At 31.3% G+C, this 17,124-nt stretch carries 21 protein-coding genes; 14 read left to right on the forward strand and 7 right to left on the reverse strand.

The genetic code is table 11. The annotated features are described in order from the left end of the window. The 6 genes from QZ143_RS04180 to QZ143_RS04205 form a co-directional block, all read left to right on the forward strand. Positions 1 to 788 (forward strand): tRNA-dihydrouridine synthase (locus QZ143_RS04180; RefSeq protein WP_292881502.1); only part of this gene is annotated, 788 nt, incomplete at its 5' end. Positions 789 to 1,132: 344 nt separating this feature from the next. Beyond that, positions 1,133 to 1,930 (forward strand): hypothetical protein, encoded by a 798-nt coding sequence (locus tag QZ143_RS04185; RefSeq protein ID WP_292881505.1) that lies wholly within the window; start codon positions 1,133 to 1,135, stop codon positions 1,928 to 1,930. A 222-nt stretch (positions 1,931 to 2,152) separates the two neighbouring features. Continuing rightward, a complete protein-coding gene (locus tag QZ143_RS04190; RefSeq protein WP_292881508.1) occupies positions 2,153 to 2,293 on the forward strand; it encodes a hypothetical protein in 141 nt (46 codons plus the stop codon). Positions 2,294 to 2,441: 148 nt separating this feature from the next. Continuing rightward, positions 2,442 to 3,629, forward strand: a complete 1,188-nt coding sequence (locus tag QZ143_RS04195) for an ATP-binding protein (protein ID WP_292881512.1) — start codon at positions 2,442 to 2,444, stop codon at positions 3,627 to 3,629. A 262-nt stretch (positions 3,630 to 3,891) separates the two neighbouring features. Beyond that, complete coding sequence (locus QZ143_RS04200) at positions 3,892 to 5,286, forward strand: MFS transporter (protein WP_292881566.1); 1,395 nt, start codon at positions 3,892 to 3,894, stop codon at positions 5,284 to 5,286. Positions 5,287 to 5,412: 126 nt separating this feature from the next. Continuing rightward, entirely contained in the window at positions 5,413 to 5,784 is a 372-nt protein-coding gene (locus QZ143_RS04205; RefSeq protein ID WP_292608056.1) for a hypothetical protein, read from the forward strand. A gap of 4 nt (positions 5,785 to 5,788) precedes the next feature. On the opposite strand, the gene QZ143_RS04210 is transcribed toward QZ143_RS04205, so the two are convergent. Next, positions 5,789 to 5,956 (reverse strand): hypothetical protein, encoded by a 168-nt coding sequence (locus QZ143_RS04210; protein ID WP_292608059.1) that lies wholly within the window; start codon positions 5,954 to 5,956, stop codon positions 5,789 to 5,791. A gap of 51 nt (positions 5,957 to 6,007) precedes the next feature. Between QZ143_RS04210 and QZ143_RS04215 the strand changes: the two genes are divergently transcribed. The 5 genes from QZ143_RS04215 to QZ143_RS04235 all read left to right on the forward strand — a co-directional run bounded on the left by QZ143_RS04215 (position 6,008) and on the right by QZ143_RS04235 (position 9,183). After that, on the forward strand, positions 6,008 to 6,265 hold the full coding sequence (locus QZ143_RS04215; RefSeq protein ID WP_292608062.1) for a hypothetical protein: 258 nt from the start codon (positions 6,008 to 6,010) through the stop codon (positions 6,263 to 6,265). A gap of 198 nt (positions 6,266 to 6,463) precedes the next feature. Beyond that, positions 6,464 to 7,411: an SAP domain-containing protein gene (locus tag QZ143_RS04220; RefSeq protein WP_292608064.1), complete on the forward strand. Its 948-nt coding sequence runs from the start codon at positions 6,464 to 6,466 to the stop codon at positions 7,409 to 7,411. 3 nt (positions 7,412 to 7,414) lie between these two features. Continuing rightward, positions 7,415 to 8,002: a DUF998 domain-containing protein gene (locus QZ143_RS04225; protein WP_292881515.1), complete on the forward strand. Its 588-nt coding sequence runs from the start codon at positions 7,415 to 7,417 to the stop codon at positions 8,000 to 8,002. Between the two features lie 169 nt (positions 8,003 to 8,171). Beyond that, positions 8,172 to 8,420, forward strand: a complete 249-nt coding sequence (locus tag QZ143_RS04230) for a hypothetical protein (RefSeq protein WP_292881517.1) — start codon at positions 8,172 to 8,174, stop codon at positions 8,418 to 8,420. Between the two features lie 76 nt (positions 8,421 to 8,496). Next, complete coding sequence (locus QZ143_RS04235; protein ID WP_292608072.1) at positions 8,497 to 9,183, forward strand: hypothetical protein; 687 nt, start codon at positions 8,497 to 8,499, stop codon at positions 9,181 to 9,183. Here QZ143_RS04235 and QZ143_RS04240 read toward each other — a convergent pair. After that, positions 9,180 to 9,854, reverse strand: a complete 675-nt coding sequence (locus tag QZ143_RS04240; protein ID WP_292881520.1) for a reductive dehalogenase domain-containing protein — start codon at positions 9,852 to 9,854, stop codon at positions 9,180 to 9,182. The two genes, QZ143_RS04235 and QZ143_RS04240, sit on opposite strands and share 4 nt — an antisense overlap. Positions 9,855 to 9,954: 100 nt before the next feature. Here QZ143_RS04240 and argB point away from each other — a divergent pair, with 100 nt between their 5' ends. Continuing rightward, positions 9,955 to 10,818, forward strand: a complete 864-nt coding sequence (argB, locus tag QZ143_RS04245; RefSeq protein WP_292608078.1) for an acetylglutamate kinase — start codon at positions 9,955 to 9,957, stop codon at positions 10,816 to 10,818. Positions 10,819 to 10,850: 32 nt separating this feature from the next. On the opposite strand, the gene QZ143_RS04250 is transcribed toward argB, so the two are convergent. Together QZ143_RS04250 and aksF are read right to left on the reverse strand one after the other, a co-directional pair. After that, the gene (locus QZ143_RS04250) at positions 10,851 to 12,320 is read right to left on the reverse strand and encodes an AMP-binding protein (protein WP_292881523.1); all 1,470 of its coding nucleotides are present in this window, start codon (positions 12,318 to 12,320) and stop codon (positions 10,851 to 10,853) included. Next, positions 12,321 to 13,310, reverse strand: coding sequence for a homoisocitrate dehydrogenase (gene aksF, locus QZ143_RS04255; protein ID WP_292881526.1), 990 nt, complete (start codon positions 13,308 to 13,310; stop codon positions 12,321 to 12,323). 178 nt (positions 13,311 to 13,488) lie between these two features. On the opposite strand from aksF, the gene QZ143_RS04260 reads away from it, so the two are divergent. Beyond that, positions 13,489 to 13,953 carry a HEAT repeat domain-containing protein gene (locus tag QZ143_RS04260; protein ID WP_292608086.1) on the forward strand — a complete coding sequence of 155 codons (465 nt, stop codon included), beginning with the start codon at positions 13,489 to 13,491 and terminating at the stop codon, positions 13,951 to 13,953. Between the two features lie 41 nt (positions 13,954 to 13,994). Here QZ143_RS04260 and QZ143_RS04265 read toward each other — a convergent pair whose 3' ends face one another. Beyond that, entirely contained in the window at positions 13,995 to 14,207 is a 213-nt protein-coding gene (locus QZ143_RS04265) for a hypothetical protein (RefSeq protein WP_292881529.1), read from the reverse strand. On the opposite strand from QZ143_RS04265, the gene QZ143_RS04270 reads away from it, so the two are divergent. Next, positions 14,196 to 14,465 carry a hypothetical protein gene (locus tag QZ143_RS04270; protein ID WP_292881531.1) on the forward strand — a complete coding sequence of 90 codons (270 nt, stop codon included), beginning with the start codon at positions 14,196 to 14,198 and terminating at the stop codon, positions 14,463 to 14,465. The two genes, QZ143_RS04265 and QZ143_RS04270, sit on opposite strands and share 12 nt — an antisense overlap. Positions 14,466 to 14,472: 7 nt before the next feature. Here the strand turns inward: QZ143_RS04270 and QZ143_RS04275 are convergent, their stop codons facing one another. Both QZ143_RS04275 and QZ143_RS04280 read right to left on the reverse strand, forming a co-directional pair. Then, positions 14,473 to 15,120: a hypothetical protein gene (locus QZ143_RS04275; protein WP_292608090.1), complete on the reverse strand. Its 648-nt coding sequence runs from the start codon at positions 15,118 to 15,120 to the stop codon at positions 14,473 to 14,475. Next, positions 15,110 to 17,101: a phage holin family protein gene (locus QZ143_RS04280; RefSeq protein WP_292881533.1), complete on the reverse strand. Its 1,992-nt coding sequence runs from the start codon at positions 17,099 to 17,101 to the stop codon at positions 15,110 to 15,112. The genes QZ143_RS04275 and QZ143_RS04280 overlap by 11 nt, the downstream gene beginning before the upstream one ends. Between the last annotated feature and the right edge of the window lie 23 nt (positions 17,102 to 17,124).

The raw sequence follows: 17,124 nt of genomic DNA on the forward strand, positions 1-17,124 counted from the left end.
ATTATCCATATATTAATGCTCCTTCATTCATACGGGACTTTAAAGAGGTTACCAGCATAGCCCATGAAAATAATACTCCAATTCTTGCCCAAATAGGCTTTGTCAACTGTAATGTAAATGGGAAACAGATGATGGAAGTCAATGATTTGACTTTGGAGGATATAAGGACAATTCAGGCGGATTATATTGTTGCAGCAAAAAAGATAATGTTTGCAGGATTTGATGGAATAGAATTATGCATAGGCAATAATTTTTATTTATCACGTGTCATGAATCCTTTTGAAAATACACGCAGTGACAATTATGGTGGAAATACTTACAATCGTGTGAGAATGGTTTTGGAGATAATTAAATTGATTAAAAAAACAACAGGATTGCATGTTCACTGTAAGGTTAATTTGTATCAGGATGAAGAGGATTCTCTGGAAATTTGCAAAATTCTTGCTGAAAACGGTGCAGATAGCTTACAGATTACTAAATTCTTATCTCCACAATACTTTAGAAAAGGTCAATCAAATCAAGACATGTTAGTGAGCTTTGCGGATAAAGTTGCAAAGAATGTTTCCATCCCCGTTGTTTTAGGTGGGGGAAGGTCAGATATGGATAAAATCATCGAATTGTTAAATAATACTGATATTGACTTTATTTCAATGCAAAGACCCTTTGTAAAAGATCCTACTTTTTTAACTCAATGGAAAATTGATGGATATGGCAAATCTGAATGTAAAACTTGTAACAACTGCTATTGGAAAAAACAGAGTGTTTGTTTGATAGAATATAGTGATTAATCATCATTTTTTTTTTTAAAGATATCTGCAATTAAAATAGTTTCATGAAATTTGGTCTAATGAGAGTATTATCGCATCTAAAAATTATTATGTTGCAAAATGAGAGTGTCGAAACTTTTTTATAAGTTTCATACGAATTGTTCGTAGTTTTTTCAAAATAATTTGTCTAATTAATTAAATTTTGTTGGTAATGTACGGTGTATGCTATGTTTCCAATTATAATTGATTTATGGATTACTTTTGTTTTATTAATCTTTTATAATTTCGTTTCCTTTTTTTAGTAATGATTATATGTGCTGAAATAAATATATTTTATCGAAATTCAATTAATAAATGTGATGTGCTTGCTTGAAGAATTAATTAAAAATATTAGTAAGGATTGGTCTACTTTAGATAAAAATGAATTGAAATCTTATATGATTTCAGGATCTATTTTTTTAGAACTAATTGGACTTGTTATATCCTTAGTGTTATTCTTAATCGTAGATTTACCCACCTCATTTGTAATTAATATTATCATCGGTTTTACAATACTTACATTATTATCAGCAATTATCGTTTATAATCGTGATTATCTTGATGGAAAATATGGATTATTTTATGAAGAATATAAAGGCCTATCTTATCAGGGAGTAGTTTTATTTTTCATTCCTGCAAGTATTGCATTTGCTTTTATTATTTATCCAATTGCTTCACATCAAGGAGGAATCTATTCTGCCATTGGATTTTGTTTAGCAGCATTATACCCTGCATTTTTCATGTTTTTAAGAATTAACGTTTATAAAAATGAGAACAGTCGCAAATTAGTAACTGAAGATAAAAATGGAAATATAATCATAGAATATGTTATCGGATATCATCCTGCTATTTATTATATTTTTGGAAGTCTTATAAGTTGCCATCTCATTGGATTTTCATTAATGAAAGTTATATCAGGTATTGCAGAAAGTAACTTAGACATATGTTACTTAATCTACTTTATTTCCTCATTACTAATTGTTTCATTTATATTATCTCCAGACATAGCAAATAAAATTCTACCATTCGAATTAAAAGAAAAGAATGGTTTAACAAAATTTTTAATAATTGGAAATAATACTTATGGCAATAATGGGTTCATTATTTGTAAATTGGTAAACTAAAATTTCAGATTAATTATTGATTGTGTATATGATATTCCCATAATATTGTTTCCAATAGTATTCTCTTATTTTTAAAAATTTCTTTTATCAAATTGCTCTACTTTTGTAAAATTGCTTTAACTTTATAATTTTGTATTTATTTAAAACAAAAAGCTTATAAAATTTGTAATTAAATATAATATTGAATTATATTTTTTAAAATAAAAAAATAAATGTTTTAAAATGATTGATTATTCAATTGAAATAATTAATTCCTGTGATGAATTCTTTGTGCCTGATACTAAACATTTTGGTGTTAAGAATATTCAAAGAATCGGAAATTTTGACTTAATCTTTGAAACATTCTTACACAATCCACAATGAGTATTATCAAACAAGATTTCAATAACATTATGATTATATGTAATGAAAAATACATTATTATACAACATATAATGAAAAATTAATTATATAATTAAAACTACATTATGTTACAATACATAATGCAAATTACATTACATGAGGGTTAAACATGGATGAAATTGCAAGCATTACAGATACAAATTTAACTGAAACACAATTCTACAACAGGGCAGATGAAATTAATATGCTGTCAAGTCTATTAGGAACCACGGAATTCAATTCATCCCCCACTATACTATTGACTGGAATTAGGGGAGTAGGAAAGACAGCACTCATCAAAAAAATCAAACATAAATTTGATAAGGAATATCTGGTAGTAGATATTGATCTGTCAAGAAGTAATGCATACCAACAAAAAAAGCTAAGTCGAGGCAGCATAATCAAAATAATCTATGATGCAATAATAAAAGCTTCGAAAGAATTCGGCTTAAGAACACTTGACAAGAAAATAGAAAAATACTTTAAAACAAATAAATTCAAGATAGATAAGATTTTATCTTATGAACACATTCCAGTACCAGTATTTGAAAGTGAGGAGAATTATGCAAGATTAGCTGATTTTGTAATGGAATTGCCCCAAAAAATTTACGAAGACAATAGTGACAAATTAAAAGGAGTATTCATTTTCATTGATGAAATCCAATTGATTAAAGATTTAGACAATGTAGACAAATTTTTATGGTATATGCGTAGTTTCATTCAAAACCAAAAAAATGTTGCATACTTATTTTGTGGAAGTATGAGTTTGAAAGACAGTTTAATCAATGATTTAAATGGAAAGGAAGGTGCATTTGGAGGAAGAATGCTAACAATTGAAATCCATCCATTTTCAAAACAAACAACAAGGGGATATATCGAATCAATTCCAAGAAACATATTGCTGGATGATGGTGGATTTGAAAGATTTTACAAATGTACTCGAGGAATACCTTATTACATCAACATATTTGCAAAAATTCTTCCAGAAAACATAACCTTAACAGAAAATAACATTATTGAGTTATTTAAGGATTCGATTGATTATCTTGCAGTACATTTTATATTCATGTGGTCTAAATTAACATTTCAAGAACAAAAAATAATTATTTCTTTACTTGGAAACCCTAAAAGGAGAATTGAAATAGCAAACACTTTAGAGGTTACTAGCGGATCACTTAATAGGCCATTGAATCGCCTGCTTGATTTTGACTTAATTGAATATGTAAATGACAAATACCAAATTACTGACCCAATACTCACCTACTGGCTTCAAAATAGTCATGAAAAGAATGGAATATATCCATTTAGAAGTATTTAATTAGCATTAGTTTTGGATTTGCTTTTAAAAGTTTTTTAATTATTACAAAATAAATTATCCTAGAGTTCGGGGGTGTTAAAAGATAAGCATGCGAACTATATCCTAGGTTTTATACGAATTGTTCGTATTTTTTTTTAGGTTTTGTTATCTTGAAGCTAAATTTGGACAACTATAATAACTATGCAATATAAAATAATATTCAAGTAGGTGGGATATTATTTTTAAAAGTTCACAGAAAAAATCAACTTTAATTGTTGTAGCGATAACTCAATTAATCATACAGTTAATTGCTAACATGACTGTTATTGCCTTGCCAGATATAGCTGCTGATTTAAATTTTTCTGCTGAAGCAATTTTGTGGGTAAATATAATTTATCTGATGAGTTTTGTAGCTTTCAGTCTGCCTTTTGCTAAAATCATTTCACAGTATGGGGTTAAAAAATCCACTAAAATAAGCCTTTTATTACTGTTTTTTTCTATTTTAATCTCAGTATTTTCGATAAATGATATTATGTTTCTTTTATCTAGATTAATGCAAGGATTTTCAGCTGCTATATTGGCTATTAGCTTATATGTTATTGTAGTTGAAGAGTTTGAGGATAGTGAAATAGGTTCCGCATTAGGTGTAGTTTCATCATCAGGATATATTGGATTGTTAATTGCTCCAGTAGTTATGGGATTGGCAATTGTTGCATTAGATTGGAAATGGGCATTTTTAATGGTACTCCCAATATTAGTTATTCTGCTGATATTATTGAATGGAATTGACTATGAATGGGCCACCGAAAAGAAACATGTAGACAATAAAGGTTCACTAATCTACGTTGTTATGATGTGTCTATTTACTTATGGAATGACACTACTGGATGAGTTTGGAATTGTTTTTGTAGTAATCAGCGTTATTTTATTAATAATATTGTTTAAAGTTGAAAAAAATGTTCCCGAACCAATATTTAATTTCCAGTTGCTTAAGGATGTTAAATATGTGATTGGAAATTATGCTGCTATGATAACTTATTTCACTATAACAATTACCATTACTGTACTGTCACTGCATTTGCAATATATTTTAGATGTTGAAGAGATTGTTGTGAGCTTTATTCTTCTTATTGCACCTATTATCATGATAGGAACATCCGGTTTTTCAGGTAGGCTTTCAAATAGGATTGATTCAAGAATAATATCTGGCGTTGCAATGATTTTCATATGTGCATCATCAACCATATTTTTCTTTGTTGATTTCATACCATTTAGTATTATTCTTGTTGGATGCGCCTTACAAGGAATAGGCAATGGATTGTTTTCAGCTCCAAATAATAAATATGTTTTAACTCTTGTGGATGAGGAAGATTTGCCTGATGCAAGTTCAGTTTTATCAACCAGTAAGGAATTAGGTAAAATTTTAAGTGCTGGAATTTTCACAGTCATATTGTCCATTTTCATTGGAGGCCAGCAATTGGGACTTGATCATATTGGCCATTTATTTATTCAGTCAGCTAACTTAATGATGTTTATATGCCTATTGTTAAATTTGTCTGCGGCAATTTTACTATTCTACAGTAAATTCAGATATGACCATGTTCCTAATGAAAGTGCTGTAAGATTCTTTAAACGCATTGCACCTGAATGGGCTAAAAAAAGGGCGTATGAGAAATAAGACAATTGATTTTTCACGGAAAACAAATAAGTATACGAACTATTTTATATGAATATGTGAAATGTTCGTATTTTCATAGGTTTTTACAAAATATTAATTTATTAGTGTATAGTCTGATAATCGTTAATGTTAATAGAAAATAATGATATATTGAATAGTGGTGATGTTGTGGATTATGAAGCAATAATTTCTGAAAAATTTCCAAATTATGATATTGAAGTTATTACTCCAGACATTTTTGAGATAGGTGCTTTGGTTGAATACATTACAGACGATATTGTTGTTTACAAGCCATTTTCGGTCATGGTGTATCGACATCTAATCAGATTCATGATGAATGTGGGCCATAGAGGAAAAATCTATTATTTGGATGGTTTTTCAGACGACGATTTGGAGATTGTTCATGGGGGACTTTTGAAATTCACATGGCGGCGTGATGTTAAGATTAGCCTTTTTAAGAATGCAGATCCTGATAGGGATGTGCTGGGCTTAAAATAGATTTTCAAAGTTGAAAGAATTCATCACAATACTCGCAATAATAATCGTAATTACTTTCACAGCAATTTCCGATTATTATCTCATTGCCTAAGGATTCAATAGCCAGTTCGTCTGTGGGTTCGCCATGAAATACTTTTTTTAATTCTCTTTTACATTTTGGACAGGTTGTCATATTGTCTAATTATATTAATGATGAATTTTAAATATTATTGTAGGTGTAAAAATGCTTATTAATGTAGGTGCCGAATTCGGTAAAAATTTAGAAACTAGTGAAATAGCAATTGAATTAGTTGATATTTTAAATAAAATACCTGAAGAAGAGTTTATAATTGATTTTAAAGATGTTATGTATGTTACTATGAATTATGCTCAAGCTTATTATACTGCAAAAAATGAATCTCCAAAAAAGATTTCAGAAATCAATATTTCAGATGAAATCCGCGTGATTATGGGTGCTGCTGATGAGGCATGCAATCCTTAATTTCTATTTTTTTTTAAATTAATAGGCAAAATATTAAATTAACTAAAAAAGATATATTGTTAATGTTGATAGTAATGCTTTTTGAATAGCTATTATTTTCACATTCATTAATGAATTTTATGCTTTCTTGAATGGAAGTTTAATTATGACACTCGGCAATTTTTTTAGTGTTGCTGATGAAATATAAAGGGTGTTTAAGTGAGTGAACAAAAATTAGAAATATTCAATGTTTTAAATTTTTTAAACAATGGTTATGAACTTGAAGATATTTTAAATGAAGGTCAATTTGGAACTTTTGAATCAGCTGAAGCTTGTATTAAGTATTTGGTTGATGAAGGATATCTTAAAGGGGATGTTGGAGAAATTGGCGGCAGTGATGTAACTGGTGGGGAAGCATTAACCCCTGAAGAAATATCAAAAAAATACACTGTCTCACAATTAAAGGATATTTTGAGAGAAAACGGTTTAAAAGTTTCTGGTAAAAAACAGGAACTTGTTGAAAGGGTTTTACCAGTTTTAAATGGTGAAGTTGAATCTGAAGAGACAACATTGGTTGATTTTGATAAATCTGCTGATTTGGAATTAACTGAAAAGGCTCTTGAGTTTTTAGATGAAAATGACTGGATTGATTTGTACATGTTTGCACTTGTTGCATTCAGATTTGAAGATTATCAAACCTATGTCGAATCATCAACTGAAGGCAAAATCGAAACTGCATTGAGTTTCTGTGATGAAATTCTTTCAAGAGCGTTGGTTGCAAATCAATTTTTAGTGTTTATCGATGCATTATCTGCAAAAGCTCATGTTTATGCATATTATGAGGATTATGATTCATTCTTGGATTATGACTTGCAACGTTATATTATTGGATTAAACCCTATTGTTATGGATTCACAAACTTATGCAACATATGATGTTATAAATGAAGCCAATATCATTAATTTGAAAAACGTAGTGGAAAAATTGAATATGGGTAATCTAAAGAAAAGATTTGATAAAATATGGAACAAGTGCCATATTAAAAACACTACTGTGCCTAAAAAAGTTTGCTACAAAATTTTACAAAAAGCTATTGGTGGCGCAAACATCGAAGAACTCAACTTTGATGTGAAAGAAAAATACTTTAATAAAAAATTTGGAATTTAATCTATGAAGTCTAAAGTTGCCGGAATAGTTTTTATTGTGGGCAGTTTGTACTATATTGTAGCTGAAGCCATTTCTGCAACTTTTTTTAATTCTTCTTTAATGGATGCATATATTTTTCATACTATTTCTGAACTTGGAATTCCAAATGCAAACTCTCCATTATTCTGGTTGATGGATTCTGCTTTTATTTTAATTGGTTTAACTTTAATATTTGGAAATTTTTACAGTTTTAAAGATTTCATCGCTAAAAATAAGATTCCTTTTTACATTTTCACATTGATAACAGGTATTGGAGTTATTATTGTAGGTTTGATTCATGGTGGAAATCCTCTGACTTCTGGTTATCATACCTTGGGTGCTGTAATGGCTATTTTGGGTGGAAATATATTATTGGTTTTGATTTCAAGGTCTATGGCAGAATTTGAATTATATCAAAAAATCACATTTATATTGGGGATTTCTGGCATGATTGTGTTTTGGATAATGTTTTTCAATATGGGGAGTATTTACATGCCGGTATATGAAAGGTTGTCCGTTTACACATTAATTATTTGGAGTTTTGTGAGCGGTGTTTACTTGCTTGAAAATTAAGTCTATCATTAATTATTTTGATTGTTCTCAGTTTGCATATATTTTAGTTAAACACTTTTTTAAAATTATTAAAGCATTCATGATATGGCAAGTTATATTTTAAGGCCATGTAGATTAAATTAAAAAGATTTAAATACTTTGTCATTTAATTATTTTTAAAGGTGATATTATGGCAAAACTAGACAAAGATGTTGAAGAAGAAATTTTGGCAATTGTCGAAAAATATCAAAAAGAAAATACCAAACTTTTAAACTATCTTATAACTGATGATATGATTACATTTTTCTCACCAGTTGCAAACGGCAGTCAAATAACTGCTGAAGACTTGCAAAAAGTTGCAGATATTTTAAAAGGATCATTTGAAGGAATGGAAATTGTAAATCAAGAGTACAGATTCAAATTCAAATGTGGATTATAGGGGTTCAAAAACCTCTATTTTTTTTTAATTTTTTTTACCAACAGTTTTAATACAAGTTGCAATTAATATAACAATCATGTCAATACAGAAAATCATTGCTATTTTGATATTATTGATTTTGATAATAGGTATTCCATTAATAATTCTAACACCACCCAAAGCCCATTATGAGGACACAGTTTTTGAAGCTATTGGTGGTGATGAATTCTTGAATGTCACTCTCAAGCATTGCTTAAAAATTGATGAGAAGGATATTCCAGATGCTTCTTTTCATACTTCAGATGGTGAAATAAAATATTTTGATGCGAAAAATATTACTTATGTCGATACTTTTGGAAATAAAGATTATTTCATCGTTTGGAAGACAACGCCAGATAAGTATGGGTGGATAAAAAACAATAATGTTAACCAATACATCTCCACCTATTTGAAAGGGGATGTTAAAGGTAAATGTTTTGTGGAATATTCCTATGAGGACAAGTATGTTTACGGCGTGATGGTAAGTACTGTAATTGATGATATCAGTGAATCAGAGTTGATATATGATATTTTAGGATTAAATCGCAGTGGATTCGATTTGGTCTACAGTTCAACACAACCTAGTTATAGTACATACTCTCCAAGTCAGTCTGGTGGTTATCATACAGTTGTGCCGGATAGATATACGTTGTCTAGAACCGATCCTGGTGCATATTATGACCATTATGAATATGGGGATAATTATGATATAGATGATTACTTGGAATCTGAAGGGTATGATTAACGTTTCAGATATTCTTGGGTGAGCTTACACTCACTCATGCATTTTGTACAGCCAAGTCCTGCTTTGTACTGGTCTATAATGTATTCGCTGCATGTTTTAATATCGATAATGTCTTCCCTATTCAGTCTGTTGTTCCATTTTTGGGGATTGATTGCATCAACTGGGCATGCATCTTGACAATTTGTACAGTCGTCACATTCCGAATCGGTAATCGGTTTTCCAAATTCAAGGGGCATGTCTGTTAATATTGCACCAAGAGCAACTGCAGAACCATATTCTGGTGTAACGAATAATGCGGAGCGACCAATCCATCCAAGACCTGATTTTGTAGCTATTGTTTTATAAGGCAAAATACTTAATAGTTTTTCCATATCGCATTCATTGCGTTTCATTGTGAGGGCAAATGCATCATATCCGAGATTTTTTATATATCTTTCACCTTTATGGGCAATTTTTGTTAATTTTCCAATTTCTCTGTGAAATGATTTCCAATAAGTCTCGTACTCTTCATCTTTAACTAATTGTATTGTTTCTTTTGGAAGTTTTAAAACAAGGCTGATTCCATTTGGCAAATCAATGAATTCATTTGCAAGGCCGTTGACATTTGCAAAGCCAACTTTGCTTGCTCCTAATTCTATCAAGTAATCTTTAAGTTCATTCAGTTTTGACATAATATTTTTTATAGATAAATGAACATATAATGTTATTGTATTAAATTTTTTTCTTAAACACTTATTAATAATTAAATTTAAAATTAAATGTAGTGATAAAATGAAAGATATTGATGTTTTAATTGAAGCTTTGCCATACATTAAGAAGTTTCATGATAAAAAAATTTTGATTAAATATGGTGGACATGCAATGGTTGATGAGGAAGCAAAATCATCCACTGCTCGTGACACTGTATTGCTTAAATATGTTGGAATGAAACCGTTAATTGTTCATGGTGGTGGTCCGGAAATATCCAGATCAATGGATAAATTAGGAAAAGAATCCAAGTTCATCAAAGGTTTAAGGGTGACTGATGAAGAAACAATGGAAATTATTGAAATGGTTTTGGTTGGTAAAATTTCAACTGAAATTGTATCAGAACTCATTAAACATGATGGTGATGCAATTAGTTTATCTGGAAAAGATTCAAGTTTAATATTTGCTCATAAAAAAGAAGCACATACTATTGATGAAGAGCTTGTTGATTTAGGTCTTGTAGGGGAAGTTGATGTTGTAAATGCTGATTTACTTGAAATGTTTTTAGAAAATGAATATATTCCAGTAATTTCTCCAGTTGGTATTGCTGAAGATGGAACAAGTTTAAATTTAAATGCAGATACTGCTGCTGGTGAAGTTGCTAGTGCTGTTGGTGCTGAAAAATTAATTATTTTAACTGATGTACCTGGTGTTTTAAGAGACCCTTCAAATCCTGATTCATTGATTAATAAGATTCATGTCTCTGAAGTCCCTGGTTTAATAGAAGAGGGAATTATTTCAGGAGGTATGATTCCAAAAATTGAAACTTGTGTAAAGGCTATTGAGAATGGTGTTGAATCCTGCCATATTATTGATGGACGTAAAAAACACTCTTTACTTTTAGAAGTATTTACAACAGATGGTATTGGAACTATGATTTGTAAATAAATCATAGTCATTCTTTTTTTATTTTAAATTTTTTATACTTTAAACATTTTTCTAAGTTCCCTTCTAAGTAATTTCCAGCCGTTTACTCTTGGAAGTTCATCAAGTGTAAATATCTTTCTTGGAACTTTATATCTTGATAGGCTTTCACGTGCATATTCAATTAATCCTTCATCGTCAGCTTCATTTTCCCAAACAACTGCTGCAACGGGAATTTCTCCTCTATGACAGTCATTGATACTAAAAATAGCTATTTCTTTTACTGCAGGATATTTGATTAATACCTCTTCTACTTCAGTTGGATAAATTTTCCATCCGCTCATTACAATCATGTCTTTTTTACGGTCTGTAATGAATAAACGGTTATCTTCATCAAGATATCCTACATCTCCTGTTAAAAACCAGCCGTCATCCAAAAATGAAGTTTTTGTTTTTTCTTCATTTCCCCAATAGCCTTTTGCAACTGCAGGTCCTCTGAGTGCAATTTCGCCCTGTTTATATGGTGGCAATATTATTGATGGATCATTTTCGTCAACAATCTTCACTTCTGAAAAGCAAACCGGATGACCTACACTTTCAAATCTATCTGCTTCCCAGTAATCTTCTGGGCGAATGACGGTTCCAGTTCCGATTACGATTGTTTCTGATAATCCGTAAGCATTTATGATTGGTATCTGATAGGTTTGATGAAAATCCTTCCATATTTTTTTGTGCAATGGTCCTCCGCCAGAAACGATTTCACGAACGGTTTTCAGGTGTATTCGAGCATCCATTGTTGTTAATGTATGTATTACTGGAGGCATTCCGGTCAGGACTGTAACCTTTTCGTTTTCACATAATTCCAAATATTCATCAATGTTGAACTGTTCCATTAGAATGTAGTATGCAGCGGCTCTTAATGCTGCAATTGACCATGAAAGTCCAACATGTGCCATTGGATAAATACCTAAATAAACGTCATCCTGTTTCAAGGTTAATACATCACATTCATTGTGTATTGCTGTAAAATAATTTCCATGGGTTAACATGGCGCCTTTTGGTTTTCCTGTTGTGCCTGAAGTGTATTGTAGTTGACATAAATCATCCCAATCAGTATTCACGGCAGGCAACACTTCACAATCTTTAAAATTTGAGACATTTTGCGGTACATATGTTTCAATGTCAATGATGTTTTCGCCATCACTGTCTGTAATCATTAGCTTTGCCTTTGAATCTTCGACGATGTACTCCAGTTCGGATGCAGTCATTATTCTGTTTGTTGGAATGGCAATTGCACCAATTCTCCATATTGCAAAAAGTGAAAATAAATATTCTTCTGAATTTTTAAGATAAATTAAAACTCGGTCTCCTTTATCAATATTCAATTCTTTTATTTCACGGCCGATTTCTGAAATGATTGATAATATTTCGCTAGAATTGTATTTTTTACCTGTTGTCGGATTGTATAATACATTTTTATCTAAACGTTTTGAATTTGCATCAAGGAATGTGGTAATATTGAGCATTTATATTAACTCCTTTACAATTGCTTTTGTAACGTCCATTGTGCATGCATTTCCACCCAAATCGGGTGTTCTAATTTTACAATCTGCAATTACTTTTTCAACAGCTTTCTTAATGTCATTTGATAGTTCCCATTCTCCCAAATAATCCAGCATCATTGAAGCAGATAAAATCATGGAACATGGGTTTGCAATATTTTTCCCAGCGATATCTGGCGCTGACCCGTGTACAGGTTCAAATAATCCGTTATGGTCTCCGATGTTTCCTGATGGTGCAAGGCCCAATCCTCCTACAAGTCCTGCACTTTCATCAGATAATATGTCTCCAAACAAGTTACTTGAAACAATGACATTGAAGTTTTGAGGTTGGGTAAGTAGATACATTGCAGTTGCATCAACATAATAATCTTCAGCGGTAATTTGCGGGTATTGTTTGGCAACTTTGTAGAAACTTTCTTTAAATATGCCATCAGTCTTTTTTAGTACATTGCTTTTGTGTACGCATGTGACCTTATTTTGGCCTCTTTTGATGCATAAGTTAAAGGCGGCCTTTGAAATCCTTTCAGATGCTTTTTTGGTGATGTGTCGCTCTGCAATCATTTTTTCACAATCACCATATTCGACCTGTGAGTATAATCCTTCGGTATTTTCCCTAACTATTACAAAGTCAATATCATCACGTATGCAATTCACGCCTTTGTATGATTTTATGGGTCTGATGTTTGCATATACATTAAGTGCTTTCCTTAAATTAATAATTGGGCTTGGTTGGCCAGGTGTTGATGTGGATGCACCGAATAATACTGCATCACTTTTATTGGCTATCTTTATTGTCTCTTCAGGTAATGTTGTTCCTGTGTTGTTGAAACATTCAAAACCTGCTATTCCATATTCAAAACTAAATTCTAAATCTATTTTATCAAGTAAATATTCGCAGGAATCCATTACTTCGTTTCCGATTCCGTCTCCACCAATTACTGCAATTTTATACATTATTTTACCCTTAACACAATTTGTTCGTATATTAATAATTTTGGTTTCATTCTATTTAATTGTAGTTTAATAATTTTGTTCGTATACTATCGAAATACTTTTATATCACTAAACTATAATAGTATATTAATTACATAAATATCAATAATTTTCCTTATTGAATTTAAGAGGGATTGAAATGGAAAGAAGTATCGATGAATTGATTGAATTGTTAAACGATAAAGACGATTTTGTTGTTGAAGATGCTGTTGGAGAATTAGAATTAAGGGCTGATGAATCATTAGATCCTTTAATTGATGCTTTATCTAGTAGAAAAAAACAAATTAGATTACATGCTGCTACTTTATTGGGTGCCATAAATGACCCTAAAGCTATTCCTGCTTTGATTGAAACTTTACATGATAATAATAAATTAGTTAGAAGAGAAGCATCAACCGCTTTAAGTCGTATGGGCGAACCTGCTGTAGAACCTTTAATCGAAACTTTAAACGATGAAGATTGGAGAGTTAGAGGAGCAGCCGCTTGGGCCTTAGGAAACTTAGATGATGAAAGAGCTATTCCAGCACTTGAAAAATTACTTGACGATGAAAGTGGTTACGTAAAACAAGGTGCACAAAGCGCAATAGCTTCAATAAAAAAATAAGATAATAAAGATATTATCTTAAACTTTTCTTTTTTTTTAACTTAATTTGATGGAGTTTTCCTTTTTGTAAATAGTAATGACAGCGCCAATACTCCAATAGATATGATTGCGTAAACTGTTATTTCAAAGCTGTTTGCATTTGAAAACAATTTGAAAATTCCAAATCCCCAAAGTCCAAATAATATTACTGGTGCAATATATTTGATTATTGCTTTCCATAATCTGCCTACTTTTATTATGGGATGTCTGCTCAACTTAAAACTTTAATTGACAGGTTCTGTTCGAGGAATTTTTCAATTCAGAGGAAAAATTTCAAATCAGCACTTCTAACCGTAGCGTATAATGCAGATGACTGGACATTTGATGCTTTGGAAGCCCATTATGATACTTTAATCAGATATCTTAATTTGGATGATTGTGGAAGAGTTTTGGGTTATGGTTGCGGAACTCCGGCAATGACAAAACGTTCTAGATATCCTGATGAGGCTTACAATTTAGGTAAAAGATTGTAATATCTTTTCACTTTAAAACAATAGCTTTGTCTATCATTCCAATTAAAATCTTGTTTATCGGATTTTTAAATGATAATGGATGTTCTTTTGGATAATCCTTGCTAAATGGGAGTACTTTAAAACTGCTCATGCAACGGTCGGTTGATCTAAGTGCAAAATATGCCTTATAATTTCCATCAAAGATATTTATCATCAAACCAACATCCTCTGTTCTTCCAGGTGCACTAATTCCTTCTTCGGCATAAACTTTGAATTTTTTCACGGTATCTGATGAAATTAGTCCATATTCAACTAAATATTCATATTCATCTTCTTCAAGATCATAATCATCATATTCAATTACTTCGCTGCAATCTTCATCAGGAATGTTTAAATTTGAGGCGCAATAACCTAGGGAAATATAAATTCCATCATGGTCAAGAGCTTTGGAAATGATATCGTAATATAGATTGTCCAGTGGTTGTGACTTGTATCTATCTCCTAAGATTTCTGGAACGGTATGTGTCATTCCTCCATCTTCGATTACTGTACAGTAGAAGTGCTTTTCACCTAAATAACCAGCAGTTGTTGCTTTTTCAATTGTCTCTTTAATGTCGATATTATTTGCATTTTCAATTTTTTCAGCAATTTTTAAGGCTTCAAAATCACTTATCATCATTACCACTTTCTTTTAAAATCTTTAAGTTTTCTTTTAATATTTTGTAAATGCTTTCTGCTCCAATTATATCTTCATCAGGCACCTTCCAGCCGGAAGGATATAGAATAAATGGTTTTGATTGGCTTCCACCAGCTCCTCCATGACTTCCAACAAGCTCTTCAAATGCACAGACTTCGTCATTTTCAGAATCATAAAAGCTATTGACTAAAATGTCTGGACTATATTTGAATGAGCTATTTCTTTTTAGATGTTGGACAATATTGTCTCCAAAACCTTCAAGTGGGTTTTCACCTTCGATTTCATTAGTATCCAAATAATAAGTACCGTTCTTGCCGATTGCCAAATCTCCTCTTTCAGATGACCTGACTAGGATGAATCCAATATATTCGTTTTTAACAATTTCAGATATTAATTCTGGAAACAGTTCATTAATTTCTTCATAAGTTAATCTATGGCGCCATTGGGTTAAATAAATCATTGCAAGATTTCCTGAAGCCAGTACAATAACTTCTGAATCTGATAATTCTTTTTTCTCTTCCTCACGACTTCTATTTTTAATGCTGTCAATCTGTTTGGAAAAAGGCACAAATGTTTCTGCATAGTGTTCTTCATTTGAAGACATTTTTGCATACATTGCAATGTCCTGAGGGAGCAATGATTTGATAAAGTCTTCAAAAGATTCGCCGTATCTCTGTTTAAATGTAGCGCCGTTAGTTTGACCGTGATCTGATTGAATGACAAATTCATAGTCTCGAGGTGAATATTTATTTCCATAAATTAGGCGGGCAATCTGTTTATCCATTCCTTTAAGTGAAAACCATGCATCTCTGCCTCTAACTCCTGAATGATGGGCTATTTCATCGTAGCCTAAATATGTAGAATATGCAACGTCAATGTCTCCAATCATCATGTCTCCAATTAATGTTCCAGTATTTATTTCTCTCATAAATACGTTTGTTCCCGCTCTTGTCGGAATGTAAGATAATTTTCTTCTAATTCTAGGTTGTATATTTAATGCTCTATACATTATTTGTGATATTATTTCTAAAATCATTTCTGCAAAGAATAATAAAACTATACGTGCGAAATTGCTTGAGTTTGAAAAAATAGAAAACCATGCCTTGTTATATAATTTCTGCAGGTCTGTAATTTTGCTGAATGTGAAAATTACATTATCAGTATCTCCGGAGAATAGATTTGACCTGCTTGCCCCATTATCTACTAACAATCCATCCCCATTTGAAATTCTTTCTTCCAACGTTTTGACTTTTATTGCCCCGGAACATTCCATTATCTGATTGTCATTTTCTTTTTCAACCCATCTGAATGCAGTAATATCTTCATTATTTCCATGCAGAATTCCTGCCTGACTAGCACCGGTTTGTGAAGATAAATCGGTTTCCCACATTCTTAGAGTATGGCTTTTATTATCAAGCATTGATTTGACAGTAGGCATATATCCTTTATCTATTGCTTCGCATAAAACATCATATGCAAGTCCATCAATTTCTATTATGATTACTCCAGGATATTTTTTTATGTCACCTTTTCTTTTCTTTGTTGCATCCCTTAGAACTGACCTATAATATGAACTAGTATCTTCAATTGTTACGAGTGTTGAAAGGATTGTTGTCAATAATGCCATGGCCAATGGTGCTAATATCACTCCCCAACCGGTAATGGTTATGTCGAAAAATGGTGCAAAAATCTGAAGCAGAATCCCATTTAAAACTAGTGTTCCCACTCCAAAAGTCAAAACTAGAAATGGCATCAATATTCTTGTTAATATTGGCCAGAATATGGCATTAATAAAACTGATGAATATGACAAACAATGCCACTTCGTCGAATCTGCTCACGTCAACGCCCAATCCAAAAAAACTAATTAAGTATAATCCTATTATGTTTCCTATAAAGATTATTAAACTTCTTTTTAATGTTATTCGTGGAGGCTTATCATATTCGCTAACATGTTCCATATGTTTATTTATGTTTTTCTTTT

This window comes from Methanobrevibacter sp. UBA188 (assembly GCF_905234905.1).
Taxonomy (GTDB): Archaea; Methanobacteriota; Methanobacteria; order Methanobacteriales; family Methanobacteriaceae; genus Methanocatella.

Bases quoted from the DNA above. Each gene is read 5' to 3' on its own strand.
- QZ143_RS04190 (WP_292881508.1), top strand. From the start codon at position 2,153: ATGATTGATTATTCAATTGAAATAATTAATTCCTGTGATGAATTCTTT.
- QZ143_RS04195 (WP_292881512.1), top strand. From the start codon at position 2,442: ATGGATGAAATTGCAAGCATTACAGATACAAATTTAACTGAAACACAA.
- QZ143_RS04205 (WP_292608056.1), top strand. From the start codon at position 5,413: ATGTTAATAGAAAATAATGATATATTGAATAGTGGTGATGTTGTGGAT.
- QZ143_RS04210 (WP_292608059.1), bottom strand. From the start codon at position 5,956: ATGACAACCTGTCCAAAATGTAAAAGAGAATTAAAAAAAGTATTTCAT.
- QZ143_RS04215 (WP_292608062.1), top strand. From the start codon at position 6,008: ATGCTTATTAATGTAGGTGCCGAATTCGGTAAAAATTTAGAAACTAGT.
- QZ143_RS04225 (WP_292881515.1), top strand. From the start codon at position 7,415: ATGAAGTCTAAAGTTGCCGGAATAGTTTTTATTGTGGGCAGTTTGTAC.
- QZ143_RS04230 (WP_292881517.1), top strand. From the start codon at position 8,172: ATGGCAAAACTAGACAAAGATGTTGAAGAAGAAATTTTGGCAATTGTC.
- QZ143_RS04235 (WP_292608072.1), top strand. From the start codon at position 8,497: ATGTCAATACAGAAAATCATTGCTATTTTGATATTATTGATTTTGATA.
- QZ143_RS04240 (WP_292881520.1), bottom strand. From the start codon at position 9,854: ATGTCAAAACTGAATGAACTTAAAGATTACTTGATAGAATTAGGAGCA.
- argB (WP_292608078.1), top strand. From the start codon at position 9,955: ATGAAAGATATTGATGTTTTAATTGAAGCTTTGCCATACATTAAGAAG.
- QZ143_RS04250 (WP_292881523.1), bottom strand. From the start codon at position 12,320: ATGCTCAATATTACCACATTCCTTGATGCAAATTCAAAACGTTTAGAT.
- aksF (WP_292881526.1), bottom strand. From the start codon at position 13,310: ATGTATAAAATTGCAGTAATTGGTGGAGACGGAATCGGAAACGAAGTA.
- QZ143_RS04260 (WP_292608086.1), top strand. From the start codon at position 13,489: ATGGAAAGAAGTATCGATGAATTGATTGAATTGTTAAACGATAAAGAC.
- QZ143_RS04270 (WP_292881531.1), top strand. From the start codon at position 14,196: ATGTCTGCTCAACTTAAAACTTTAATTGACAGGTTCTGTTCGAGGAAT.
- QZ143_RS04275 (WP_292608090.1), bottom strand. From the start codon at position 15,120: ATGATAAGTGATTTTGAAGCCTTAAAAATTGCTGAAAAAATTGAAAAT.
- QZ143_RS04280 (WP_292881533.1), bottom strand. From the start codon at position 17,101: ATGGAACATGTTAGCGAATATGATAAGCCTCCACGAATAACATTAAAA.